The sequence below is a fragment of the Acidovorax temperans genome (assembly GCF_006716905.1).
Lineage (GTDB): Bacteria > Pseudomonadota > Gammaproteobacteria > Burkholderiales > Burkholderiaceae_C > Acidovorax > Acidovorax temperans.
In genome coordinates, this window is sequence record NZ_VFPV01000002.1 from 649,660 (window position 1) to 673,681 (window position 24,022).

At 66.0% G+C, this 24,022-nt stretch carries 21 protein-coding genes and 2 pseudogenes; 14 read left to right on the forward strand and 9 right to left on the reverse strand.

The genetic code is table 11. From position 1 onward, the window contains the following. Positions 1 to 151 precede the first annotated feature (151 nt). Positions 152 to 1,315 carry a PhnD/SsuA/transferrin family substrate-binding protein gene (locus tag BDD18_RS11260; protein ID WP_142083262.1) on the reverse strand — a complete coding sequence of 388 codons (1,164 nt, stop codon included), beginning with the start codon at positions 1,313 to 1,315 and terminating at the stop codon, positions 152 to 154. 292 nt (positions 1,316 to 1,607) lie between these two features. On the opposite strand from BDD18_RS11260, the pseudogene sorT reads away from it, so the two are divergent. The 3 genes and pseudogenes from sorT to BDD18_RS11270 all read left to right on the forward strand — a co-directional run. Next, positions 1,608 to 2,801 (forward strand): annotated as a pseudogene (gene sorT, locus BDD18_RS11265) (SorT family sulfite dehydrogenase catalytic subunit); the annotation flags it as partial. 102 nt (positions 2,802 to 2,903) lie between these two features. Continuing rightward, positions 2,904 to 3,173 (forward strand): SorU family sulfite dehydrogenase c-type cytochrome subunit, encoded by a 270-nt coding sequence (gene sorU, locus BDD18_RS22495; protein WP_276490840.1) that lies wholly within the window; start codon positions 2,904 to 2,906, stop codon positions 3,171 to 3,173. A gap of 118 nt (positions 3,174 to 3,291) precedes the next feature. Continuing rightward, positions 3,292 to 4,095 (forward strand): 2-keto-4-pentenoate hydratase, encoded by an 804-nt coding sequence (locus BDD18_RS11270; RefSeq protein WP_066690552.1) that lies wholly within the window; start codon positions 3,292 to 3,294, stop codon positions 4,093 to 4,095. Between the two features lie 148 nt (positions 4,096 to 4,243). On the opposite strand, the gene BDD18_RS11275 is transcribed toward BDD18_RS11270, so the two are convergent. Continuing rightward, positions 4,244 to 4,984, reverse strand: coding sequence for a helix-turn-helix domain-containing protein (locus BDD18_RS11275; RefSeq protein ID WP_066690559.1), 741 nt, complete (start codon positions 4,982 to 4,984; stop codon positions 4,244 to 4,246). 154 nt (positions 4,985 to 5,138) lie between these two features. On the opposite strand from BDD18_RS11275, the gene BDD18_RS11280 reads away from it, so the two are divergent. Continuing rightward, complete coding sequence (locus BDD18_RS11280) at positions 5,139 to 5,969, forward strand: hypothetical protein (protein WP_142083265.1); 831 nt, start codon at positions 5,139 to 5,141, stop codon at positions 5,967 to 5,969. A 43-nt stretch (positions 5,970 to 6,012) separates the two neighbouring features. Then, entirely contained in the window at positions 6,013 to 7,965 is a 1,953-nt protein-coding gene (locus tag BDD18_RS11285; protein ID WP_142083267.1) for an MFS transporter, read from the forward strand. A gap of 100 nt (positions 7,966 to 8,065) precedes the next feature. Here BDD18_RS11285 and BDD18_RS11290 read toward each other — a convergent pair whose 3' ends face one another. Beyond that, on the reverse strand, positions 8,066 to 9,082 hold the full coding sequence (locus tag BDD18_RS11290) for a 1-aminocyclopropane-1-carboxylate deaminase (RefSeq protein WP_142083269.1): 1,017 nt from the start codon (positions 9,080 to 9,082) through the stop codon (positions 8,066 to 8,068). Between the two features lie 172 nt (positions 9,083 to 9,254). Between BDD18_RS11290 and BDD18_RS11295 the strand changes: the two are divergent. Further along, positions 9,255 to 9,771 (forward strand): annotated as a pseudogene (locus tag BDD18_RS11295) (Lrp/AsnC family transcriptional regulator). Between the two features lie 12 nt (positions 9,772 to 9,783). Here BDD18_RS11295 and BDD18_RS11300 read toward each other — a convergent pair. After that, on the reverse strand, positions 9,784 to 10,704 hold the full coding sequence (locus BDD18_RS11300; protein ID WP_142083271.1) for an EamA family transporter: 921 nt from the start codon (positions 10,702 to 10,704) through the stop codon (positions 9,784 to 9,786). A 109-nt stretch (positions 10,705 to 10,813) separates the two neighbouring features. Then, the gene (locus BDD18_RS11305) at positions 10,814 to 11,992 is read right to left on the reverse strand and encodes a saccharopine dehydrogenase family protein (RefSeq protein ID WP_142083272.1); all 1,179 of its coding nucleotides are present in this window, start codon (positions 11,990 to 11,992) and stop codon (positions 10,814 to 10,816) included. Between the two features lie 286 nt (positions 11,993 to 12,278). Here BDD18_RS11305 and BDD18_RS11310 point away from each other — a divergent pair, with 286 nt between their 5' ends. The 5 genes from BDD18_RS11310 to BDD18_RS11330 all read left to right on the forward strand — a co-directional run bounded on the left by BDD18_RS11310 (position 12,279) and on the right by BDD18_RS11330 (position 15,968). Then, the gene (locus BDD18_RS11310; RefSeq protein ID WP_044397808.1) at positions 12,279 to 12,758 is read left to right on the forward strand and encodes a YiaA/YiaB family inner membrane protein; all 480 of its coding nucleotides are present in this window, start codon (positions 12,279 to 12,281) and stop codon (positions 12,756 to 12,758) included. A gap of 51 nt (positions 12,759 to 12,809) precedes the next feature. Next, a complete protein-coding gene (locus BDD18_RS11315; protein ID WP_142083274.1) occupies positions 12,810 to 13,274 on the forward strand; it encodes a hypothetical protein in 465 nt (154 codons plus the stop codon). Between the two features lie 152 nt (positions 13,275 to 13,426). After that, complete coding sequence (locus BDD18_RS11320; protein ID WP_244939103.1) at positions 13,427 to 14,230, forward strand: DUF2145 domain-containing protein; 804 nt, start codon at positions 13,427 to 13,429, stop codon at positions 14,228 to 14,230. Between the two features lie 84 nt (positions 14,231 to 14,314). Further along, positions 14,315 to 15,370 carry a zinc ribbon domain-containing protein gene (locus tag BDD18_RS11325; protein WP_142083278.1) on the forward strand — a complete coding sequence of 352 codons (1,056 nt, stop codon included), beginning with the start codon at positions 14,315 to 14,317 and terminating at the stop codon, positions 15,368 to 15,370. A gap of 262 nt (positions 15,371 to 15,632) precedes the next feature. Beyond that, a complete protein-coding gene (locus tag BDD18_RS11330) occupies positions 15,633 to 15,968 on the forward strand; it encodes a hypothetical protein (RefSeq protein ID WP_142083280.1) in 336 nt (111 codons plus the stop codon). A gap of 310 nt (positions 15,969 to 16,278) precedes the next feature. Here BDD18_RS11330 and BDD18_RS11335 read toward each other — a convergent pair whose 3' ends face one another. Next, complete coding sequence (locus tag BDD18_RS11335) at positions 16,279 to 17,172, reverse strand: TIGR01777 family oxidoreductase (protein ID WP_244939070.1); 894 nt, start codon at positions 17,170 to 17,172, stop codon at positions 16,279 to 16,281. A 155-nt stretch (positions 17,173 to 17,327) separates the two neighbouring features. After that, positions 17,328 to 18,500 carry a tRNA guanosine(34) transglycosylase Tgt gene (gene tgt, locus BDD18_RS11340; protein WP_142083283.1) on the reverse strand — a complete coding sequence of 391 codons (1,173 nt, stop codon included), beginning with the start codon at positions 18,498 to 18,500 and terminating at the stop codon, positions 17,328 to 17,330. A gap of 119 nt (positions 18,501 to 18,619) precedes the next feature. Between tgt and BDD18_RS11345 the strand changes: the two genes are divergently transcribed. After that, positions 18,620 to 19,090, forward strand: a complete 471-nt coding sequence (locus tag BDD18_RS11345) for a universal stress protein (RefSeq protein WP_044397859.1) — start codon at positions 18,620 to 18,622, stop codon at positions 19,088 to 19,090. Positions 19,091 to 19,164: 74 nt separating this feature from the next. Here BDD18_RS11345 and BDD18_RS11350 read toward each other — a convergent pair whose 3' ends face one another. Then, a complete protein-coding gene (locus BDD18_RS11350) occupies positions 19,165 to 20,142 on the reverse strand; it encodes a Bug family tripartite tricarboxylate transporter substrate binding protein (RefSeq protein WP_142083285.1) in 978 nt (325 codons plus the stop codon). A gap of 85 nt (positions 20,143 to 20,227) precedes the next feature. Here BDD18_RS11350 and BDD18_RS11355 point away from each other — a divergent pair, with 85 nt between their 5' ends. Then, entirely contained in the window at positions 20,228 to 21,040 is an 813-nt protein-coding gene (locus BDD18_RS11355) for an IclR family transcriptional regulator (protein ID WP_244939071.1), read from the forward strand. A gap of 93 nt (positions 21,041 to 21,133) precedes the next feature. Further along, on the forward strand, positions 21,134 to 23,524 hold the full coding sequence (locus BDD18_RS11360; RefSeq protein WP_211360747.1) for a cytochrome P450/oxidoreductase: 2,391 nt from the start codon (positions 21,134 to 21,136) through the stop codon (positions 23,522 to 23,524). A gap of 69 nt (positions 23,525 to 23,593) precedes the next feature. Here the strand turns inward: BDD18_RS11360 and BDD18_RS11365 are convergent, their stop codons facing one another. Then, positions 23,594 to 23,980 (reverse strand): hypothetical protein, encoded by a 387-nt coding sequence (locus BDD18_RS11365; protein WP_044397796.1) that lies wholly within the window; start codon positions 23,978 to 23,980, stop codon positions 23,594 to 23,596. Positions 23,981 to 24,022: the final 42 nt, after the last annotated feature.

The following is a 24,022-nucleotide window of genomic DNA, read 5'->3' on the forward strand; positions in this document are numbered from 1 at the left end:
GCGGCTGAGCCCAGCTAAGAGCGGCTAACAAAACTCAGCGAAGCGGTTCTGGCTAGGCGCTGTGTCGTCGGCAGTACGAGCAGTACGACAAGACACAGCAACGACGCCAGAAGAGTTTTGTTAGCCGCTCTAAACCAGCTGGCAGCCTGCTTCAGCCCCCTTCGGTTGGCAGGCCCTCGGCGTCCCACTCGGGCAGGCCACCGCGCATCCAGTAAACGTTGCGAAAGCCTTTGTCGGCAGCCACCTTCGCGGCCTTGTAAGACTTCCAGCATTCCGCACCGTTGCAAGAGAAGATCAGGGTCTTGCTGCGGTCCAGCGTTTCCAGGGCCTTGAAGTCGTCCTGCTCTGGGTTGAAGGCCACGTCCTTCAGGCTCTTTTCGCCGTAGGCTGCCCACACCGCGCCGCGAATGCGCTTGGCGCGGTATTCCTTTTCAGTGCGGGTGTCCACCACCACGGCGCCCTGGCCCTGCAGTTCCACCACATCCTTGGCGCTCACCCGCTTCACGCCCGGCAGGCTGGTGGGGGTGAAAAGCCCGAGTTCCGCTACTTTCTGGTATTCCTGCATGTCGGGGCGCAGGCCCGTGGGTGCCAGGCCTGTGCCGCTGGATGCGGTGCTGAGCCACTGCGAAAGCTTGCCGCGCACCTCGCTGGGCAGTTCCTTGCGCACCACGGCGCTGAAGCCGCCGGGCACCGGACGCGAGGTGGCCAGCACCTTGGCCGCACCGGGGAACGTGGCCGACCACTGGGCCCATTCTTCCGCCCGCACCACGGTCGCGTCGGCGGTGCCCAGGGTGAGCGCACTCAGCCCGGCCTGCGGGTATTTTTCGTGGCGCACGCTCTTGAGGTCTTTGAACGACAGGCCGGCCTCGTTCAGCATGCCGCGCCCCATGTAGCTGTAGACCGAGTCCTGCTGCGGCAGGTACAGGCGCTTGCCCTTGAGGGCGCCCACCGATTCGATCTGGGGCAGTCCTACCAGCACATAGTGGTCAGATTTCTGGCTGCACCCCACCAGTTCGTAGCCCCGCTGCAATGCCGATGCAGCCACCTGGGGTGGGCCGATGAAGATGTCGTAGCCCCCGCTGCGCGTGGCGCGCATGGCGTCGGCCAAGTCTTCGGTGGTGGTCACCGTCACGGTCTGGCCGCTGGCCTTGGACAAGCCCGCCTCCAGCGCACTGCGCAGGATGGAGTTCCCGGCTTTCTTCTCGGTCGGCTCCACTGCGACGATGGCGGTGAGCTGCGCGTGTGCCATGCCGCCCGCCAGTGCGCTGATCCACAAAGCGCCCCACACGAGACGATGGATGGTGCCTGGGTGCATGGTCTTTCCCTTCGAAATGGTTGCTGGTGGGCCGTGCTGCGCTGCTGTGCATGAGGCCACGCAGAGCATGGTGGGTTTTTGTTAAGTAAGTGTTAAATATGCGCCAGGCGGCTACTTTGTCAACACCAGCGGCACTTTGTTTCTGTTACTTACAAGTGCGGCGAGGCGAGCTGTGCCGCAGCGCGTGATGCCCTCCAGAATGGCGTCGTTTTGCGTAGGCACTTGCGCGCGCGCAGCGGCAAACCGTACGTGAATCCCGGCGTACCGTCCCTTCATTCATAGGAGTGCACCCATGACCCCATCCACCACCCTGCCACGTCGCCACCTGCTGGCAGTCAGCGCCGCCGCACTGAGCGCTGCGGGCCTTGCCAGCTGGACTGGCGCCGCCCAAGCCCAAGCCACCGCAGCGGCTGCGCCCAAGCCGCTGCCGGGCTACGCAGGCTGGAAGGCTGGCAACGCGCTGATCGTGCACAGCAGCAGCACCCTGGAGACCCGACGCGGAGCGTTTGGCACCAGCGTGGTCACGCCGTCGAGCCAGCTGTATGTGCGCAACAACCTGCCTGCGCCCGATGCCGCCATCCTGGATGACCGCAACGCCTGGGTGGTGCGGGTGGAGGGCGTCAAGAACCCGCGTGAGATCACCCTGGCGGAACTCAAGACGCTGGGGCTGGAGACCGTGGCCACGGTGCTGCAGTGTTCAGGCAATGGGCGCGGGTTCTTCCCCACCAAGCCCAGTGGCACGCCCTGGACGGTGGGTGCTGCCGGCTGCGTGGTGTGGAGCGGCGTGCCCGTGCGCAACGTGGTGGCCGCCCTGGGCGGCGTGGCCAGTGGCATGGCTTACGTGACGGGCACGGGCGGCGAGAAGCTGCCCGAAGGCGTGGACCCGCTCACGGTGCTGGTGGAACGCTCGGTGCCCCTCAAGGCCATGGAAGACGCCATCCTGGCGTGGGAGATGAACGGCGAGCCGCTCTCGCTGGCCCACGGCGGGCCGCTGCGGCTCATCGTTCCGGGCTACCAGGGGGTGAACAACATCAAGTACATCAAGCGTTTGGCCTTTACCGAGGCGCAATCGCAGGCGCGCATCATGCAGCACGGTTACCGCATGACGCCGCCCGGCGCCAAGGCCAGCCCAGACCAGCCCTCGGTGTGGGAGATGACGGTCAAATCCTGGATCAACGGCCCGCTGCCCGAGCAAGGGCCGCTCAAGCCCGGCATGGTGCAGGTGCATGGCGTGGCCTTTGGCGGCACGCGTGGCATCAAGGGCGTGGAAGTGTCGGTAGACGGCGGCAAGACCTGGCAGGCCGCACAGCTCATCGGGCCGGACCTGGGCCGGTTTGCCTGGCGCCAGTTTGTGCTGCCGGTGCGCCTGGGCGCAGGCACCCATGTGCTGGCCAGCCGTGCGACGGACACGGCGGGCAACGTTCAGCCCGAGCAGCGAGAGGAAAACGTGGGTGGCTACAACAACGCCAGCTGGGCCGACCATGCGTCACGGTGTCGGTGGCCTGAGTTGGTCGCGCAACCCACCCCTTTGCGGCGGCTGGCGCCATTGGCCTGTACCCTGGCTTTGGCAGGTTTGGCGACTGCCAGCTTGGCGGCCGACCCTGCCGAGCTGGCGCGCGGCAAGCAGCTTTTTCTGACCCTGCAGCCAGCGTGCGCCGTGTGCCACACCTTGCAGGCGGCGGGCGCGCAAGGCCAGGTTGGGCCCGTGCTCGACGAGATCAAGCCCGATGCCAACCGCGTGCTGAGCGCGCTGCGCAACGGCATTGGCGCCATGCCCTCGTTTGCCGAAAAAATGACCGAAAAAGACATGCAGGCCGTCGCCCGTTTTGTGGCGCATTCCACAGGCGCTGCACCCTGACGCTGTGATCCCCTTGCCGGGGCTAGGCCATCTGCCTGCGCCCTGGCTTTACCATGCGCCTGCAGACCAGCCCATCCGGCGGTTGATTGGTTGCTTCCAGATCGTTGTTGACTGACCCATGTCCCCTGATACCGTTGCTTCTGCCTCCACTGTGTTCGATCCGTTGGCCAGCGCTGCCGTGCTGACCCAGGCCCGCTTGGGGCAATTGCCCCGCCCGCTGGATCTTCCCGCCGCATTGCGGCCCCAGGACGCAGCCCAGGCCTATGCGGTGCAAGACGCCGTGGTGCAGGCGCGCGGCCGGGTGGTGGGTTGGAAGGTGGGCGCGGCCAACCCGCAGGCGCTGCCCGCGCGCGCGGCGCTGACGCAAGACACCGTCTGGGTCTGCACCGAGGGGCAGGTGCAAGACCTGCCGGTGGCAGGCAACGCCGTGATTGGCGTGGAGGCAGAGCTGGCCTACGAACTGGCCTGCGACCTGCCGCCCCGTGAGCAGCCTTACTCTGAGGCAGACGTGCTGGCCGCCGTGCGCGCGGCCCATGCGGCCATTGAGGTGTGCGACACCCGCTATGCCGCCTGGGGTGTGCAGGGCGAGTGGAGCCGCCTGGCAGATCAAGCTTGCCACGGTGCGCTGGTGGTGGGCAGCGGCCGTGCCGATGTGGCGGCCCTACAGCCCTTGTCGGTGCCCGTCAGCCTGTGGGTGAATGGCACCCTGGCCGTGCAACGACCCGCCTGGGGCAACCCGGCGGGCGACCCGCTGCGCCTGCTGACATGGCTGGCCAACGAAGGCGCACACAGCCTGGGTGGCCTGCGCGCGGGCCAGTGGGTCACCACCGGTTCCTGCACCGGCACCGTGCTGGTGGCGCCCGGTGCCCGGGTGATGGCCAAGCTGGGTGGCATTGGCTGCGCCGAACTGCAGTGCGTTTAAGGTGGGCCACAGCGCTTGCAATAGGCGCCTTTTGGTTTGAAGTCAATTTGGCCTCTAACGCTTGATAGATAAGCGGCAGCAGCTATTGAAAGCATAGCAATTCAGGGGCGGAGAGCCGCCAGCGCAGCCGCTCCGTTTCAGCCGGCCCCTACGCCCCCGTGCGGCGCATGCTGGCAAAGGCCTCGAATTCCCAGCTGCGCATGGCCAGCAGCACGGTGTAGCCCTCGCGCTCCTGCAAAGGCAGCTTCTGGTCGGCCAGGTGCTGTTGCGCAAAGTCTTGCGCCACGCGCTGCATGCGTTCCTGAAAAGCTGGGGCCAGCGCGCGGCTGATGGAGCCGTGCACCAGCAGCACGCCTTCACCGGGGCCGTCGAAGCCCCCGGCAAAGTAGTCCAGCAGCGCGTTGTCGCGAAAGTAGTGCATCACCGGCCCGTGCGGGCGCCAGCGGAAGGTCTTGGCCAGCTTGAGCCGGTAGCGGTTCAGCGGCCGCAGCTCGATGATGCCGATGCGGTCGAGCTGCGCCAGGTATTTGATGCCCTCGGCCTCGGTCAGCCGGTAGGTGGCCACCACCTGCTCCAACGTCCACTGGCTCAGCACGCAGATCGCCATTAGCAGCAGTTTTTTGTCGGCCACCACGGCCTTTTCCTGCTCCTGCGTCAGCTCCTTGAGCAGCGGCTGCTCATCGGCCACACGGCGGGCCAGGTCGGCAAAGTCCAGCGCCAGCGCGCGGCAGATGGCATCAATGCGCGACAGCGGCATGTCGCCCTTGGCCAGCATGCGCTTGACGCTGGACTCGGCCATGCCCAGCGCCTGCGCCAGGTCGGCGTAGGTCATCTGGGCGTTCTTCAGTTCCTTTTTCAGGGCGATCACCAGGTCGGCAGTTGTGCTCATGGGGGACTCCTTGGTATCGATTGTGGATACCCGCAGTGGCCTGGGTAGCCCTGAGCGCGACTTTTTCGGTGCAAAAGCCACCGGCGTTTGCACACTGCGCCCACCTTGTGTTGCCGCCCCAGTAGGGCTACCCGCCATGAACGCTGTCCACCCCTTGCAAACTTCTTCCCGCCGCTGGCTGCCGCTGCAGCCGGCCGAATGGGCCCTGCTGGTAGCTGCGGCCGCGCTGCTGGCCTTCGCCGTGTGGGGCCCCTTTTTGCCCGCCAGCGCGCACCAGCACGACTTTGCCGATCAGCGCGGCTGGCATGGCCTGCCCTGTGCGATGGACGTGCTGAGCAACCTGCCCTTTGCCGTGGCAGGGGTGTGGGGGCTGGTGTGGTTGCGCCGCCCAGGCGCGTTGCGGCTGTGCCCGGCCACCCGCGCCACGGCGGCGCTGTTCTTTGGTGGCCTGGTGCTCACGGCGGTGGGCTCGGGCTGGTACCACTGGCAGCCCGATGACGCCGGTCTGCTGTGGGACCGCCTGGGCATGGCCGCAGCCTTTGCCGGCTTGCTGGGCCTGGCGGTGGTGGGGCGCATCAGCCCCCGGGCGGGCGTGGCCACCGCGCTGGGCTTGCTGGTGGCCGGGCCTGCTGCCGTACTGGTATGGGCCCACACGGGCAACCTGCTGCCCTGGGCCGTGGTGCAGTTCGGCGGCCTGCTGGCGGTGCTGGCCCTGGCGTGCATGCCCCACCGCCATGGTGCGCTGGTGGTGCAGTGGGGTGCGGTGATCGCCTGGTATGCCGTTGCCAAAGCCTTTGAGCTGGCCGACCACGCAGTGTTCGAGGCCACCGGCCAATGGGTGTCAGGCCACACGCTCAAGCACCTGATGGCTGCGGGGGCTGCCCTGCCGGTGCTGTTTGCCATGGCGCGCCTGCACCACAGTCGTTACCTCGCTGCACCGATGCCGCGCCGCGCCATGCAGAATGGCGGGCACCGTGGGGCGTGATGCAGCAACCCACCACACAAAAAAGCCAAGAGGAGTGAACCGCATGACCCCCCAGCACGGGCAGCCTGCCGCGCAGCCAGCGCCCCTGGCCCTCCCAGCCCACGAAGAGCCCAACCAGTTTGCCCTGCTGCGCCAGCGCCGCTTTGCCCCGTTTTTCTGGACGCAGTTCTCTGGCGCTGCCAACGACAACCTGTTCAAGTTCGCCTTCACCGTGATGGTGACTTATCAGCTCAGCGTGTCGTGGCTGCCGCCTGCCATGGCGGGGCTGGTGATTGGCGCGCTGTTCATCCTGCCGTTTTTGCTGTTTTCGGCCACCTCGGGCCAGCTCACCGACAAGTACGACAAGACGCGGATGATCCGCTTCGTGAAAAACCTGGAGATCGCCATCATGGCGCTGGCGGCCTGGGGCTTTGTGGCCAACCATGTGCCGGTGCTGTTGCTGTGCACCTTCCTCATGGGGCTGCATTCCACCCTGTTTGGCCCGGTCAAGTTTGCTTATATGCCCCAGGTGCTGAACGAGCGCGAGCTGACGGGCGGCAACGGCATGGTCGAGATGGGCACCTTCGTGGCCATCTTGCTGGGCCAGGTTGCGGGCGGCCTGCTGGTGGCCCTGCCCGGGATTGGCCACACCGCCGTGGCCGTGGGCTGCATCGCCCTGGCGCTGGCCGGGCGGCTGGTGGCGCAGTTCATTCCGTCGGCCCCGGCCACCGACCCCGGTCTCGTCATCAACTGGAACCCCTTCACCGAAACCTGGCGCAACCTCAAGCTGGCGCATGGCAACGTGGTGGTGTTCCGCTCGCTCTTGGGCATCAGCTGGATGTGGTTCTTCGGGGCCGTGTTCCTGTCGCAGTTCCCGGCCCTGGCCAAAGAGGTGCTGCACGGCAACGAGCAAGTGGCCTCGCTGTTGCTGGTGGTGTTCTCGGTGGGCATTGGCGTGGGTTCTCTGCTGTGCGAGGTGCTGTCGCGCCGCCATGTGGAGATCGGCCTCGTGCCGCTGGGTGCCATCGGCATGAGTGTGTTTGCGGTGGACCTGTACTTCGCCACCCGCAGCCTGCCCGCCGCCGAGATGATGGGCGCTGCCGCCTTTCTTGCGCAGCCCCACCACTGGCGCGTGCTGCTGGACCTGGCACTGCTGAGCCTGTTTGCCGGGCTCTACAGCGTGCCCATGTATGCACTCATCCAGATGCGCAGCCAGCCCACCCACCGCGCCCGCATCATTGCGGCCAACAACATCCTGAACGCGCTGTTCATGATCGGCAGCTCCGTCATCGCCGGGGCCTTGCTGGGCGCTGGCTTCACCGTGCCGCAAGTCTTTTTGTTCACCGGCATTGCCAACGCAGTGGTGGCGTTCTACATCTTCATGCTAGTGCCCGAATACCTGCTGCGCTTTGTGGCCTGGGTGATGTCGCGCTTCATCTACCGCTTCAAGGTGCGGGGTGACGAGCACATCCCGTCCACCGGCGCGGCCATTCTGGCGTGCAACCATGTGAGCTTTGTCGATGCCGTGCTGCTCATGGCCGCCAGCCCCCGGCCCATCTACTTCCTGATGGACCACCGCATCTTCCGCGTGCCGGTGCTGGGCTGGCTGTTCCGTCTGGCCAAGGCCATTCCGGTCGCGCCGCAAAAGGAAGACCCTGCCACCTACGAAGCCGCTTTCGAACGCGCTGCCCAGGTGCTGCGCGAGGGCGATCTGCTGGCCATCTTCCCCGAAGGCGGCATCACCAAGGATGGTGAGCTGCAGCCCTTCAAGGGCGGCATCATGAAGATCATCGAGCGCGCCCAGGCCGACGGCATTCAGGCGCCTGTGGTGCCCATGGCGCTGACCAACCTGTGGGGCTCGTACTTCAGCCGCATCGAGCGCGGTACCGCCATGGTGCGACCCTTCCGCCGGGGTATGTTCAGCCGCGTGGGCCTGAATGTGGGCGCCCCCGTGGCCGCGAGCGACGTGCAGCCCGAGCCGTTGCGCGGGCGCGTGGCGCAGTTGCTGCAAGCCTGACCGCCCCAGGCCAACAAAGCCAAGGGCGTTGATCAGGTCGCGCTAAATCAGTGAGAGCCCGGTGATGCGCGCCATGGCATCACCGGCCGCAGCGGTGTCATCAGCCGTTGCGAAAAAGAAAGCTGTAGGCGTTGAGCGCCGGCACCCCTCCCAGGTGCGCGTACAGCACGCGAGAGCCTTCGGGGAATTCGCCACGGCGCACTCTATCGATCATGCCGTGCATGGACTTGCCTTCGTACACCGGGTCCGTGAGCATGCCCTCTTGCCGCGCGCACAGGCGAATGGCTTCGAGCGTTCCTTCATTGGGCAGGCCGTATTCGGGGCCGCCGTAGCGCGTGTCCAGCACCACGTCCTCGGCCGTGATCTCCTGGCCCAGCTCCACCAGCTTGGCAGTGTTCTGGGCAATGCGCAGAATCTGCGCATGGGTCTTCTCGGGCTTGGCCGAGGCGTCGATACCAATCACCTTGCGCGCACGGCCATCGGCTGCAAAGCCCACCACCATGCCCGCCTGCGTGCTGCCCGTGACCGAGCACACGACGATGTAGTCGAACTGGAAGCCCAGCTCTTTTTCCTGCTGGCGCACTTCCTCGGCAAAGCCCACAAAGCCCAGGCCGCCGTAGGGGTGCTCAGAACAGCCTGCGGGAATCGGGAAGGGCTTGCCGCCCGCCTTCTTCACATCGTCCATGGCCTGCTCCCAGCTGGGGCGGATGCCAATGTCAAAGCCCGCAGCATCCAGGCGCACATCGGCGCCCATGATGCGGCTCATCTCGATGTTGCCCACGCGGTCGTACACCGCGTCGGAATAGTTCACCCAGTTCTCCTGCACCAGCACGCATTTCATGCCCAGATGCGCCGCCACGGCGGCCACCTGGCGCGTCTGGTTGGACTGGATGCCGCCAATCGACACCAGCGTGTCGTAGCCGCCTGCAATCGCTTCGGGAATCAGGTACTCCATCTTGCGCGTTTTGTTGCCGCCAAAGGCCAGGCCGCTGTTGCAGTCCTCACGCTTGGCGTACAGGTGCACCTTGCCGCCCAGGTGGGCCGACAGGCGCGGTAGCGGTGTGATGGGCGAGGGGCCGAACGTCAGCGGGTGGCGGGGAAATTTCTGCAGGTTCATGGCGTTTTCCAGTCGGTGAAGGCGGGTGGAAGAAGGGGGCAATGCAAGCGCGCTTGCAGTGCCTTCATCGTAGGAAAATGCGGGAATCAAATGGTTGTGAAAATCAATGCAATTTCGGATGTTTGGTTTTCATAAATGCAGATTAATCCATCAAAAGTTTGAAAAATGAACTATGTGTGCAACAAAAGTTCGTAGCAAGAATGCGCCGCCCGTCGATATGTCGGCAGAGCTGGACCGCACCGACAAAGCCATCCTGCGGCAGTTGCAGCGCGATGCCTCGCTGTCCAACGTCGCGCTGGCCGAGAAGGTGCATTTGAGCCCGCCCGCCTGCCTGCGGCGCGTGGAGCGGCTCAAGCGGCTGGGGCTGATTGAAGGGGTGGTGGCGTTGCTCAACCCCCCAGGCCGTGGGGGCGGGCATGCTGGTGATGATTGGCGTGGTGCTGGACCGTTCCACGCCCGAATCGTTCGCCGCCTTTGAGAAGGCCGCAGCCAAGGTCTCCGGCTGCATGGAATGCCATGTGGTCACGGGCGAGTTCGACTACTTCATGCTCATCCGCACCCGCGACAGCGAGAGCTTCAACCGCCTGCACGCAGAGCAGTTGCTCTACCTGCCGGGGGTGCGACAGGTGCGCTCGTTCATGGTGCTGCGCAACGTGCTCTCCACCACCGAGCTGCCGCTGGCGCTGTAGTGACGGCCGGCCTTACCGGGCTGCGCGCAGCCTGCTCATCACGGCAGACCATAGTGGGCCGCCGAACACGTTCACCACCAGCCCCGCCATCAAGAGCCCTGCGCCCGCAAAATGCACGGGCAGCAACTGCTCGCCGAACGCCACCCAGCCGGTGGTCAGACCCACCACGGGCACCAGCAGGGTGAAGGGTGCTACGCGGTTCACGGGGTAGCGCGACATGAGGTACGTCCACAGCCCAAAACCCAGCAGGGTTGAAATCCACGCAATGTAGGCCACGGCGGCCATGGATTTCAGCGACAGGTGCTGCACCGCAGCCCACACCGCAGCGGGGCCGTCGAGCAGCAGCGACAGCGCCACGAACGGCAGCGGTGCCACCACACTGGACCACACGATGAAGGCAAACTGGTTCATGGGCCCATGCCGTCCCACTGCGCGGGTCACCAGGTTGCCGCAGCCCCACATCGCAGCAGCGGCTACTGTGAGCGCGAAGCCGGCCAGTGGCATCGAGGCACCATGCGCGCTGCCAATCAGCACCAGCCCCACCCCCACCCCTGCCAGCGCCAAGCCGGCCACCTGGTTGCCTTGCCACTGCTCGCGCAGCACCACCACGGCCAGCAGCAGTGTGAAGAACGACTGCGATTGCAGCACCAGCGATGCCAAGCCCGAGGGCATGCCGATGTGGATGGCTGTGAACAGCAGCGCAAACTGGGCCACGGCCATCGTCATGCCGTACAGCAGGTACAGGCGCAAGGGGACCTTGGGCGGCTTGACGAACAGCAGTGCTGGAAACGCCGCCAAGAGGTAGCGCAGCGCGCCCAGCAAAAGGGGCGGCATATCGGCCACCCCGACCTTGATGACCGCGAAGTTCAGCCCCCACACCAGGATGACCAGAAGGGCCAGGGACAGATCGCGGGGGGTGAGTTGGGCGTTCATGAGCAGCAGGTGGTGTGGACCTGCATTGTGGGCTGCCGCACGGCATGTTGCCAATCCGGTACCCACGCGCAGAAGGCAAGCACCGACAAGGCTCGCGTTTGGCCTGCGCTCAGGCTTCGACTGCGAACGTCAGTCCCGCATTCGCCTGCAGCCGTGCGATCAGCTTGTCGCCCAGCGCAGGCGCCGTGGTCCAGATGCCACCGGGGGTGCTGGCAGCGTCCTGCAGCAGGCACACCGCCGCCTCGGCAATCATCTTGGAGGTGGAGCCGTAGCCGGGGTCGCGGTCGCCCTTCACGCTCACGCGCAGGCTGTGGCCTTCGGTGTCGGTGCCGAGGAACAGCACGTCGTAAAAGCCGTTCTCGCGCTCCTCACGCGAGGGGCCTTCGCCGGGCTTGGGGCCTTTGTCGGAGCCGAGCGACTTGTCGCCCGCCACCGCGTTGGCAATGGCCTCGCCCTTCTCGCCCGGGCCGGTGACCAGCATTTCGTCGTACACAAAGTCGGTGCCGTAGGCGTGCTTGAGCAGCAGGTTGGAGCGGTGCACGTTGCGCGTGTTGATGGCCGCCATCACAAACGGTGCCACCCACACCCCATCGCCCAGGGCTTCGTCCACCATGGGCTTGTTGCCCGAGGGCTGGCGCGGGCCTTCAAACCCAGGGGTGAGCGAGAAGGGGTTTTTCAGCAGATCGAGCACACCAGGCTGGGTGGCAGCAGCGGCCATGGTGGCCTTGAGGCTGGCGGCAGTGCCACCCGAGAAGGCGCCCTTCATCTTGCGCACCCGGCCGCGCACGCGGGGGGCGGCGTGGCCAAAGCGCTGGGCAAATTCCTTTTGCAGCATGAACACGCCCAGGTCGAACGGGATGGAGTCAAACCCGCACGAGAACACGATGCGCGCGCCGCTGGCCTTCGCGGTGGCTTCGTGCGCGTCGATCATCTGGCGCATCCACGCGGGCTCGCCGCACAGGTCCACATAGTCCACACCGCTGGCGGCGCAGGCGGCCACCAGTTCGTTGCCATACAGCTGGTACGGGCCCACGGTGGTCAGCACCAGGCGCGTGGCGTTCATCAGCGCTTGCAGGCTGGCGGGGTTGGTGGTGTCGGTTACCACCAGGGGGGTGTCGGCCGGTGCGCCCAGCTCGTCGCGCACGGCGGCGAGCTTGTCGGCATTGCGCCCGCCCATGGCCCAGCGCAGGCCGCTGCCTGCGGGGTAGCGTTGCAGCAGGTATTCAACGACCAGGCGGCCGGTAAAGCCGGTGGCACCGTGGACGACCAGATCAAAAGGCTTGTTCATGCGGTTCAAACTCTAAAAAGCGCAGTGGTTGCCGGTGTTGTGCCAAGGGTGGCAGCGGGCCCGGCAGGCGGGTGGCGCATTGTCTGGGCGGGCAGGGCGGTTGTCTGTCGCATACGTGCGGGGCGGTGGGGGCCCGTTTTTGCCGTGCTGTCGCTTGAAAAGTATCGAATAACGGTACTTTTTGGCTGATGCGTGGGAACTGTGCTGTTCCGGTGCCGCGATGTGGGGCCTCGGGCGGCACGATGCAGTCCGTGTTCAACCAAGGCCCCCTGCGGGCACCAACGCAATGTCTGCTTCTCCCATCGTTGTTCTTCGCGACACCCGTGCATGGCAAATGCAGGTCTGGATTTCCTTCGGCATCGCGGTGTTCCTGTGCGCCGTGGGACTGGCCTGGCTGCCAGGCGCTGACCTGGAAAAGGTGTTCATGGTGATGGGCTACGTGTTCTGCCTTTCGGCCACGTTCATGCTGTCCAAGTTTGTGCGTGACAACCAGAGCGCCCGGCGCGGCGCGGGCGACACCCCGCTGTGGAAGCTGGTGGTGTGGGGTGGCTTTGCGGTGGCCATGGGGCTCACTGGCTGGGGCCTGGTGGGCATGGAGATCAACGTCACCTACAAGGCCTTCTTGGGCGTGAGCTGGCTGTACCTCATCACTTCGGCCTTCACGCTGGCCAAGATGTTGCGCGACCGCTACGAGGCCGACCTGATGGACGCCCGCCTGCAAGGCCGACGCGAAGCGGCCCAAGCCGCAGCCCAGAGCGCTGATTGAGCGCCTGAGCCCAGCTTTCCCCCTTTTGTTCTGATTGCTAAGGAGTCATTCATGCGTATCGCATTGTGGAAAAAAACCGTAGCAGGCCTGTGTGTGGCCGCCGGTGTGTGGGGTTCGCTGGCCGCAGCGCCAGCCCATGCGCACAGCGAAGCCTCTGCCGCGCTGTCTTTGCTGCCGGTGGCGTCGGTGGTGGGCGTGGCGGGCGCGGGCTCGGCGGTGGCTGGTGCTGCCGTGGCCCTGCCGGTGGCGTTGTCGGCCACGGGTGCTGTTCTTTCGGTGAAGGCGGTGGAAGGCTCGGCCATCGGCACCGTCTACCTGCTGGAGCGCGCGTCAGACGGCGCGCAGGTGAGTGTGGAGGTGGCCGGGCGCGGCGTGGGCGCATCCGTCCACGCCGTGGGCACGGTGGTGACCTGCAGCGTCATCAGCACCGGGGTGATTTTGTCGGTCGCGGGCGAGGCCTTGGCCTTTGTACCCAATGCCCTGGGCCGTGCCTTGCTGCACAACGAACGTCTGTAAATATGAAGTACAACCCCCTGAGCCGCTTTGCGGCTTCCCCCTTCTCTCTTCGCGCTGCGCGCTACGGGAAGGGTGACGATGCCCTCGCTGCGGGGCGGTGCGGCCGGCCTAGGCCCTTGCTTGGCATCCCTCACTTGGTTCGCGCCCCTTGGATGTGCTGCGGGTGTGCGACGCTGGCGGTCGCCGCAGTGTTGGTATCGGCCCCGGCCCACGCGGGTCGATCGTGCGAGGCGAAAAAGCCCACGCCCCAGGTGGTAGAGCGCGGCATGGCGCTGGCGGCGCAGACCTCGCAGGCGCTGGACGCCGAGCACGCGCGCAGCGGCGCCAAGGTGGTGTTGATCGGCCGCGCCGGGCAAGACCTGGGCAAGTACGGCCTGCGCTATTCGCACCTGGGCTGGGCCTACAAAACACCCGAAGGCCCGTGGCGCGTGACGCACAAGCTCAACGACTGCGGCACGGCCCTGGGCCATGTGTACCGGCAGGGCCTGGGCGAGTTTTTTCTGGACGACCTGTGGCGTTTTGAAGCCGTGGTGGCCGTACCCAGCGCCGCCGTGCAGGCGCAGCTGTGGCCCGTGCTTACTGAGAACGCCCGCGCCAAGGCGCTGCACACGCCGCACTACAGCATGGTCAGCTATGTGTGGGGGCAGAAGTACCAGCAATCCAACCAGTGGGCGATTGAGACGCTGGCTGCGGCGATGGAGCCCACCACCATCCGCACCCGCGAGCAGGCCCAGGCCTGGCTGCGGTTCAAGGGCTACGAGCCCACCACCCTGCGGCTGGGGCCGCTGACCCGGCTGGGCGGGCGCGTGGGGTCTGCCAACATCGCGTTTGACGACCACCCGAGCGACAAGCGCTATTCGGACCGCATCGAGACCGTGACGGTGGATTCGGTGCTGGCCTGGATGCAGCGCACCCAGCTGGCGGGCGCCCCCTTCACGGTGCTGCCCAAACAGTAATTGAGTGAAAAAGGGCTTTGGCGCTTATCCATCAAGCGCTATAAGCTATAAAAAAAATAGCAACTATCAACGGGAGAAGCAACCATGAGCAAAGCCTTGCGTTTGTCGGAGAAGTGGTTCCGGCGTGGTCTGTGGCTGGTGGCGGTGGTGTTCGCCAGCTTTTTGATTGGCCTGGGCGGCACCATCGTGGGCGATCTGCCCAAGGTGGAACGCCCGCTGCAGGTCGATGATTTTCTCGACAAGGCCCAGGCCCGCGCGCTGCGCGACACCATCCGCGCCCAGCGCGACGCCGAGCAGGACGCGCAGACCGCGCTGGAACAGGCGCAGTTGCAGCACCGCAAGGCCATGAGCGACAACCAGGCCGAGCGCGAAACCTTCAACAACTGGCTGGCCACCCGCCGCGTGACCGAACGCGCCGACCACGACCCCGAGGTGCTGGAGCGCACGCGCAAGCTGGACCTGCTCAAGCAGGCCGAACGCCAGGCCCTGCGCGCCGTGGAGGCCCAGCAGCAGGCCGCGCTGGACGCCCGCCAGACAGCAGCCGCCACGCAAAGGCAGCTGAGCGACCTGGAGGCTGACGGCTACACGCGCCTGCAGCAAGAGCGCCGCAAGCTGGAGCTGCGCGTGTTCCTGTACCGCCTGGCGCTCACCCTGCCACTGCTGGTGGCTGCAGGCTGGTTGTTTGCCAAAAAGCGCCACAGCACCTACTGGCCGTTTGTGTGGGGCTTCATCTTCTTTGCGCTGTTTGCCTTCTTCGTGGAGTTGGTGCCCTACCTGCCCAGCTACGGGGGCTATGTGCGCTATGTGGTGGGCATTGGCATCACGGTGCTGGTGGGGCGCTATGCCATCCTGGCGCTCAACCGCTACCTGGAGCGCCAGAAACTGGCCGAAGCCATGCCCGATGCCCAGCGCCGCGAAGAACTCAGCTACGACGTGGCCCTGGCCCGCCTGGCCAAGAACGTGTGCCCCGGCTGCGAGCGCCCGGTGGACCTGAAGAACGAGACCATCGACTTCTGCCCCCACTGCGGCATTGGCCTGTTTGACCGGTGCGGCCAGTGCACCACCCGCAAGAGCGCCTTCGCCCACTTCTGCCACGCCTGTGGCACCAGCGCCAAGCTGCGCCTGGCCAGCGAGGCCTGACGAGGTGACGGCGCACACCGTGCGAATTAGGGCGGGTTTGAGGGTGAAAAGCGCTGTAAGCCCAAGGAGGATAAGCGCTGCCAGCTATGAAAAATATAGTGATGGGTTGAATCTTTTGCGCGGTGTGCGGCGGGAGCCTTCGCCATGAACATGGAATTTGCCACGGCAGCGCAGGTGCAGGAAGGCTTCGGCACGGGCTTGACCGCCATGCTGATCGCCGTGTCGGCCATGGCCATCGCGGCCTACGCAGGGGGGCCGCCATTTGGCCACGCCGCTGCGCTTGCGCTGGGTGGCTGTGGGGTACGCACTGGCCCTGTGCCTGGCCGTGGGCACGGTGTATGTCAGCACCTGGGGCCGGTTCGTGCAATTGCAGGTGAATGGGGCAGGGCTGGAGCTGCGCTACGCTGGCTCGTGGCAACTGCCGGTGCGCGTGCTGCGAGACCAGGTGCAGACCGTGCTGGTGGGCTGGGGCAAGCCCGGCCGGCCCTGCTATCTGCGCGTGGTGCTGCGCGATGGCTCCAGCCACCGCAGTGCCGCACTGCCTGCGCCCGCGAGCCAGTGCCGCGTGCTGCAGGCCCAGGTGCTCGGGGCCCTCTGATACGGGTGTGCCTTTAGAGCGGCTAACAAAACTCAGCGAAGCGGTTCTGGCTAGGCGCCGCGTCGCAGGCAGTACGCGTAGTACGACAAGACGCGGCAACGACGCCAAAAGAGTTTTGTTAGCCGCTCTTAGCCGCGTTGCGTCGTCGGTTCACCTGGTCTGCGGCTGCTCGCCCGGTGATCTGGCTGAATGCAAGCCCGCATGAACGCAGCGCGCAGCCAGTGTGCGCTGTTTAGATCAAAATGGGCTCTGGGGCAGGCAGGGTAAGCGCCAGCAGCTATGTTTTGCATAGCAATCCGGGGCCCATGCGCTACACCAGATCGCGCAGCGCCTGCTCCAGCGTGGGGTACTTGAAGGCAAAGCCCTGCTGCTGCAGCCGCGCAGGCACCACGTTTTGCCCATCGACAAACAACTGGGCCATTTCGCCCATGGCCCAGCGCAGCGGCGTGGCGGGCACCGGCAGCCACACGGGGCGGCGCAGCAGCTTGCCTGCGGTGGCCACAAAGGTGGCCTGCGCAATGGTCTCGGGGGCGGTGGCGTTGTAGATGCCCTGCATCTGCGGGTCGCGCAGCGCTGCGTGGATGAGCGCCAGCACATCGTCGCGGTGAATCCAGCTCATCACCTGCTGGCCGCTGCCCATGCGCCCGCCCACACCCAGGCGAATCGGCAACAGCAGGGGCGGCAGTGCGCCACCGGGGCCCAGCACCACGCCCAGGCGCAGCACCACCTGGCGCACGCCCAGCGCCTGGGCCTTGGCCGCAGCCGCTTCCCAGCGCACGCACAGTTCGGACATGAAGCCGCCGCCTGCGGCACTGCTTTCGGTCAGCACTTCGTGCGGGGGGCGCACGCCGTAAAAGCCGATGGCCGAGGCCTGCACCCACACCGCCGGGCGGTGGTTGGCGCGTTGCAGCCAGGCCAGCAAGGATTCAGTCACGCCCACACGGCTGTCCAGCAGCACCTGCCGCCGCCCTGCTGTCCACGGCGGGCCCACCACGGGGGCGCCTGCCAGGTTCACGATGGCATCAAGGCGGGCATCGGAAGGCAGGTCGTTGGCACTGCGCACCACCTGAACGCGGCCCTGGAACAAGGTTTGGGCGCTGGCGGGCTTGCGGCTGAGCACCGTGACGCTGTGGCCCGCTGCCAGCACCTGCTGGACCAGCGCGGAGCCGATGAAGCCGGTGCCGCCGGTGACCAGCACATGCATGGCGGGGGAGGCGGGAGAAACGGGCGAAACGGGAGAAGGCGAAACAGTCACAGCGGCGTGCTCCAGTGGGTGAACTCCAGCAGCCGCATTATGGTTTCGGGGGCGGGGCATTGCTGCCCAGTGGGATTGGAGGCCCCAGGTTCCCGGGGCCGGGCTTACACGCCCCGGGCCCGGTCGGCCTTGAACTGTGCGCGGAACTGGCTGAAGGTGCCAGCGTCCAGCGCCTCGCGCACTTCGCGCATCAGGTTCAGGTAGTAGTGCAGGTTGTGGATGGTGGTGAGCATGGGGCCCAGCATTTCGCCACAGCGGTCCAGGTGGTGCAGGTAGGCACGCGAGAAGCCGCCGCGCCCGCCCTGGTCCCACGCCACGCCGTCCTTGCCCGCGCAGGCGTGGCAGGTGCAGCTGGTATCGAGCGGCTGGTGGTCGGCCTTGTGGCGGGCGTTGCGGATCTTCAGGTCGCCGTAGCGGGTGAAGATGGTGCCGTTGCGTGCGTTGCGCGTGGGCATCACGCAGTCAAACATATCCACACCCTCGGCCACGCCCTGCACCAGGTCTTCGGGCGTGCCCACGCCCATCAGGTAGCGCGGCTTGTGGGCCGGCAGGCGGTGGGGCGTGTGGGCCATGATGTCCAGCATCTCGTCCTTGGGCTCACCCACGCTCACGCCGCCCACGGCGTAGCCGGGGAAGTCCATCTCGACCAGGCGTTCGAGCGATTCCTGGCGCAGGTTCTTGTACATGCCGCCTTGCACGATGCCGAAGAGCGCATTGGGGTTCTCCAGCCGCTGGAACTCATCGCGCGAGCGCTTGGCCCAGCGCAGGCTCATCTCCATGGATTTGCGCGCCTCGGCCTCGGTGGTGAGATGCCCCTTGGTTTCGTAGGGGGTGCACTCGTCGAGCTGCATCACGATGTCGGAGTTGAGCGTGGTCTGGATCTGCATGCTCACCTCGGGCGACATGAACAGCTTGTCGCCGTTGACGGGGCTGGCAAAGTGCACACCTTCTTCGGTGATCTTGCGCATGGCGCCCAGGCTCCACACCTGGAAACCGCCCGAGTCGGTGAGGATGGGCTTGTCCCACTTCTCAAAGCCGTGCAGGCCGCCAAAGCTCTGCATCACGTCCAGGCCCGGGCGCATCCAAAGGTGAAAGGTGTTGCCCAAAATGATCTGCGCGCCCATGTCGTGCAGGCTTTGCGGCATCACGCCCTTGACGGTGCCATAGGTGCCCACGGGCATGAAGATGGGGGTCTGCACCACGCCGTGGTTGAGCGTGAGCTTGCCGCGCCGCGCGTGGCTGGAGGGGTCTGTTTTGAGAAGGTCGAACTGAAGCATGGGCGGGATTGTCCCAGACACCGCCCCGGCCTGTTTTTGGAGGACCTTTGCGCAAGGTGCTGGTGCAGCCAGCAGGGGTGACTACACTGGTCTGGTCAGTAACCCGCAAGGAGAACAACATGCTCAAGATTCTGGTGGCCGTGGATGGTTCGGAGTTGTCGCTCGACGGTGTGCGGCACACGCTGCAATGGCTGCAGCAGGGGCTGCAGGCCACGGTGGTGCTGGCCCATGTGCAAGAGCCTGCGTCGCTGTACGAGCTGGTGACCAGCCGGGACCCCGACCTGATCGCTGCAGCCAGCGTGGAGGCTGGTGAACACCTGCTGGCGCCCGCCCGGGCCTTGCTGGAGGCGGCTGGTGTGGCCTATGAAACCGACATTGGCCTGGGCGACCCCGCCCACACGCTGGTGGACATGGCCGAGCGCAATGGCGCAGACATGGTGGTCATCGGCGCCAAGGGCCATGGGGCGCTCAGCAGTGCGCTGCTGGGCTCGGTGTCGCAAGAGGTGGCGCGTGCCTGTGCGGTGCCGGTCACCATCGTCAAGCATCTGCAGGATGCGTTGGTGGACGGTGACGCGGAGGGCGATGACTGATTGCAAGTCAGCGCACTGCCAAAGAAAAAAGGCCGCGTTGCGGCCTTTTTGCATGGTGGGGGCGTTCGCCCCTTTCAATCCAGCGATATCTTCTGCTCGCGAATCAGCTTATGCCAGCGCTGCACTTCGGTGTGGATCAGCTCGGCATATTGCTGGGGCGTGCTGCCCACAGGCTCAATACCAAAATCAATCAGCTTTTGGCGAATGGCCGGTTGCTGGATGGCCGTGGCCACCTGCTTTTGCAGGGCAGCGATGGTGTCGGCTGGCGTGTTGGCAGGGGCAACAATGCCCACCTGGGCCGAGGCTTCCACGCCCTTGATGCCCAGTTCGGCAAAGGTGGGCACGTCGGGCAACTGGGGCAGGCGGGTGGGGTTGGCCACCGCCAGCGGGCGCACCTTGCCACCCTTGATGAAGCCTGCGCCCGCAGCCAGGTCCACCATCATGGCGGCTACTTGCCCGCCGGCCAGGTCGGTGAGTGCCGGGGCCGCGCCGCGGTAGGGGATGTGCACCATGTGCAGGCCACCTTGCACCTTGAGCAGTTCCATGGCCAGGTGGTGCGGGCTGCCCGCACCGGCCGAGCCGTAGCTGATCTTGCCGGGGGCGGCCTTGGCCTTGGCCACGAAGTCCTTGGCGTCCTTCACATCCGAGTTCGGGCCCACCACCAGGATCATGGGGAAGCGCCCCATTAGCGTGACGGGGGTCAGGTCTTTTTCGGGGTTGTAGGTGAGTTTGGAGTACAGCGCGGTGTTGAACACCATGGTGCCGTTGTCGGCCGATAAGATCGTGTAGCCGTCTGCCGCCGAGCGGGCCACTTCTGACGCCGCAATGGCGGTGTTGCCGCCGGGTTTGTTGTCCACCGTCACGGGCTGGCTGATCTGCTGCGACAGTTGCTGGCCGATGGTGCGCGCCAAAAAGTCCGAGCCACCGCCCGCAGGGTAGGGCACCACCCAGCGGATGGGCTTGGCAGGGTAGCTCTGGGCGTGGGCGGCCACGGTTCCCCCCAGCAGGGCGATGGCAGTGATCAGGCCGGTGGCGCAGCGGCGGTTCAGCATGTTGGCTCCTAGTATTGATTTATTGTTTGCAATGATATTACGCAATGCGTAATCATTCAGTCGTGATAACCCTGTGATCTGGATCATGGAAAACTCATCCTCCCTCCCGTTAGACGGCGGCAAGCGCCGCCAACGCGTGCAGTCGGCCGAAACCGGCATGACCATCCTGAAAGCGCTGGCGCGGCTGGGGGGCGCGGCCAGCCTCACGGCCATTGCGGCCGAAGCGGGCGAAAACGCCGCCAAGGTGCACCGCTACCTGTCCAGCCTCACCTCCGAGGGGCTGGTAGCGCAGCACCCCGCCACGCAGCACTACCACCTGGGGCCCGAGGCGGTGCGCATAGGCCTGGCAGCCCTGCGCCAGTGCGACCCGGTGCGCATGGGCGAAAGCGCCTTGCTGCGCCTGCGGGAATCGCTGCGGGTGACCTGTTTCATCGCCGTGATGGGCAACATGGGTCCCACGGTGATGCGCATGGAAGAGCCCTCGCTGCCCGTCACCGTCAACATCCGCCCCGGCTCGGTGCTGCCGCTGCTGTGGTCTGCATCGGGGCAGGCGTTCCTGTCCTTTTCAGAGGATGAAGCGTTGCAGGCCACGGCCCGGGCCGAGTACGAGGCAGCCGCGCCCGAGCAACGCTCCCTGGTGGGCGGCAGCGACCCGGTGCAGGGGCTGCGCCAGCAGGTGCGCGGCCAGGGCTGCGCCATCGTGCGCGACACGCTGCTGGCAGGCATCAGCGCGGTGGCGGCCCCGGTGTTCGATGCCCGGGGCCATGTGAGCGCGGTGCTCACGGCGCTGGGTGCCAGCAACGGCTTTGACGCCCGCCCCGGTGGAAGCATCTGCCCCCGGGTGGTGGAAGAAGCGGCCGCCATCAGCGCCGCCATGGGGTACGCACCGCCTGCCTGAGCGGTTGAACTCCGCGCTGGCGGGCCGGATGGATGGAAATCGAAGGGAAATTACGCATTGCGTAAATTGATTTCGGTTAATACCATCCGCTCCATGACTGCTCCGACCCCAGCCACCAACGCCACCCCTTCGGCCACCCCCTCTGCCCCCGCCATGGGGCGCTGCCCCGTGGACCACCGCAGTTTTGCCCAGGCCGCCACGCCTGGGGGCTGCCCGGTCAGTGCCAACGCGGCGGCGTTCAACCCCTTCGAGCCCGCCTACATGCAGGCGCCTGCCGAGTACCTGCGCTGGGCGCGCGAGCAAGAACCCGTATTTTTCAGCCCGCAGCTGGGCTACTGGGTGGTGACGCGCTACGAAGACGTAAAGGCCGTATTCCGCGACAACCTGCTGTTCTCGCCCTCCATCGCGCTTGAAAAAATCACCCCGGCCACGCCCGAGGTGATGTCCATCCTGCAGCGCTACGGCTTTGCCATGAACCGCACCATGGTCAACGAGGACGAGCCAGATCACATGGAGCGCCGCCGCCTGCTGATGGACGCCTTCCTGCCCGAGTGCCTCATCACCCTGGAGCCTATGGTGCGCGACCTGGCGCGGCAGTACATGGACCGCTTCGTGAACCAGGGCCGTGCAGATCTGGTGGCGGAGATGTTCTACGAGATTCCGCTGAACATCGCCCTGAAGTTTTTGGGTGTGCCCGACGAGGGGGCCGAGCAGTTGCGGCAGTTTGCCGTGGCGCACACGCTTAACACCTGGGGCCGGCCCACGCCGCAGGAGCAGCTGGAGATTGCCGAGAACGTGGGCCGCTTCTGGCAGACCGCGCAGCAGATTCTGGACACCATGCGCGCGCAGCCCGACGGCGAGGGCTGGATCTACGAAACCATCCGCCAGCACCTGAAGCACCCCGACGTGGTGCCCGAGTCGTACCTGCGCTCGATGATGATGGCCATCCTGGCGGCGGCGCACGAAACCACCTCCAACGCCACGGCCAACGCCTTCCTCACGTTGCTGTCGCACCGCAAGGCGTGGGAAGACGTCTGCGCCAACCCGGCGCTCATTCCCAACGCGGTGGAAGAATGCTTGCGCGTGGCAGGCTCCATCATCGCGTGGAGGCGACAGGCCACGGCCGATGCCGTGGTGGGCGGCGTGCCCATCCCCAAGGGCAGCAAGCTGCTGCTGGTGCAGGCCTCGGCCAACTTCGATCCGAGCCACTTTGAAAACCCCGACGAGGTCGATGTGTACCGCGAAGCAGCCGTGGAGCACCTGACCTTTGGCTACGGTGCGCACCAGTGCATGGGCAAGAACATTGGCCGCCTGCAGATGCGCGTGTTTCTGGAGGAGTTTGTGCGCCGCCTGCCGCACATGCGCCTGGTGGAGGGGCAGCCGCTGGAATACCTCTCCAACACCTCGTTCCGCGGCCCGGCGCGGCTGTGGGTGGAGTGGGACCCGGCCCGCAACCCCGAGCGTTTGCAAGCCTATTCCGCGCCTGAGCATGCGCCCGAGCCGGTGCCGTTCTACATCGGCCCGCCCGCCAAGGATTCGATCACCCGCACCGTGGTGCTGAAAGACAAGCAGCCCGAGGGCACCAGCGCCTTCCGCCTGGTGTTTGCCGACCCGCAGGGTGCCGCGCTGCCCGCCTGGTCTGCCGGTGCGCATGTGGATGTGGTGGCCGGGGGCTTTCGCCGCAAATATTCGCTGTGTGGCGCGGCAGATGACCGGCAGTACCTGCAGGTCGTCATCCAGCGCGAGGCCGAGGGGCGCGGGGGCTCGCGCCACTTCTGCGACCAGTTGCAGTCCGGTGACACCGTGCAACTGGCAGGCCCCAAGAACCTGTTCCGGCTGGATGAAACGGCGGACCACTACGTGCTGATAGCCGCAGGCATCGGCATCACCCCCATGCTGGCCATGGCCGACCGGCTCCAGCGCCTGGGCAAGCCGTATGTGCTGCACTACGCCGGCCGCAGCCGCGCCCAGATGGCCCTGCTGCCGCGCGCGTTGCGCGACCATGGCCCGGCCCTTACTCTGTATGTGAAGGACGAAGGCGGGCGCATGTACCTGCCCACCGTGGTGGCGGGCGTGCAGGCCAACCACCGGGTGTACGCCTGCGGCCCCAACCGCCTGATTGACGAACTGGAAGCCCTGGGCGCCCAGTGGCCCGAACAGGTGCTGCACTACGAGCACTTCAGCGGCGAAGGCTCGGGCTTGCAGCCCGACAAGGAGCACGCTTTTGTCGCCGTGCTGAAAGACTCTGGCCTGGAAGTGGCGGTGCCGCCCGACCGCACCTTGCTGCAGGCACTGCAGGCGGCGGGGGTGGATGTGCCTTGCGACTGCGGCGAAGGCCTGTGCGGCACCTGCGAGGTGGCCGTGGTGTCCGGCGCGGTAGACCACCGCGACAAGGTGCTCACCAAGGCCGAGCGCGCCGCCAACACCCGCCTGCTGGCTTGCTGCTCGCGCGCGGCGGGGCAGAAGGTGGTGCTGGCGTTGTGAACGCCTGCGTTGGGCACAAAAAAGGGAGCCGTCTGGCTCCCTTTTTTGATGGTGCGTGTGGCCTCTTAATCAGGCGGCCTTGCGAAATGGCTCTGCCGGGCGCTGCAGCTTGCCGTGGGGCAGGGTGGCCAAGCGAGAAAACATGCGGCGCACGTAACCGCTGACCCACAGGCATTTGTTGAGCTCGTCTACCGGCAGCGGACCCGACACCACCACGATGTCATTGGCCTCTTGCTGGGCACCGGCGGCGCGCAGGCGGCGGCGGGTGTTGTTGGCCCACGACTGGATGCGCGTGGGGCTGCCGTGCTGGTGCACTTTGCCGGTGTGCACGTCAAAAGCAATCGCAACGGTGTCGGTTTTGAGCTTGAACCTGCGCTCACCCGTGACGGCGCTGGGCGCTTCACGCATGTCGTACAGGTAGTAGCTTCCTGCCTTGAGTTGGTATTGCATGTCCATGGGCGGTTTCCTCTTTTGTCGGCATTTTCGAGGGCATATGCA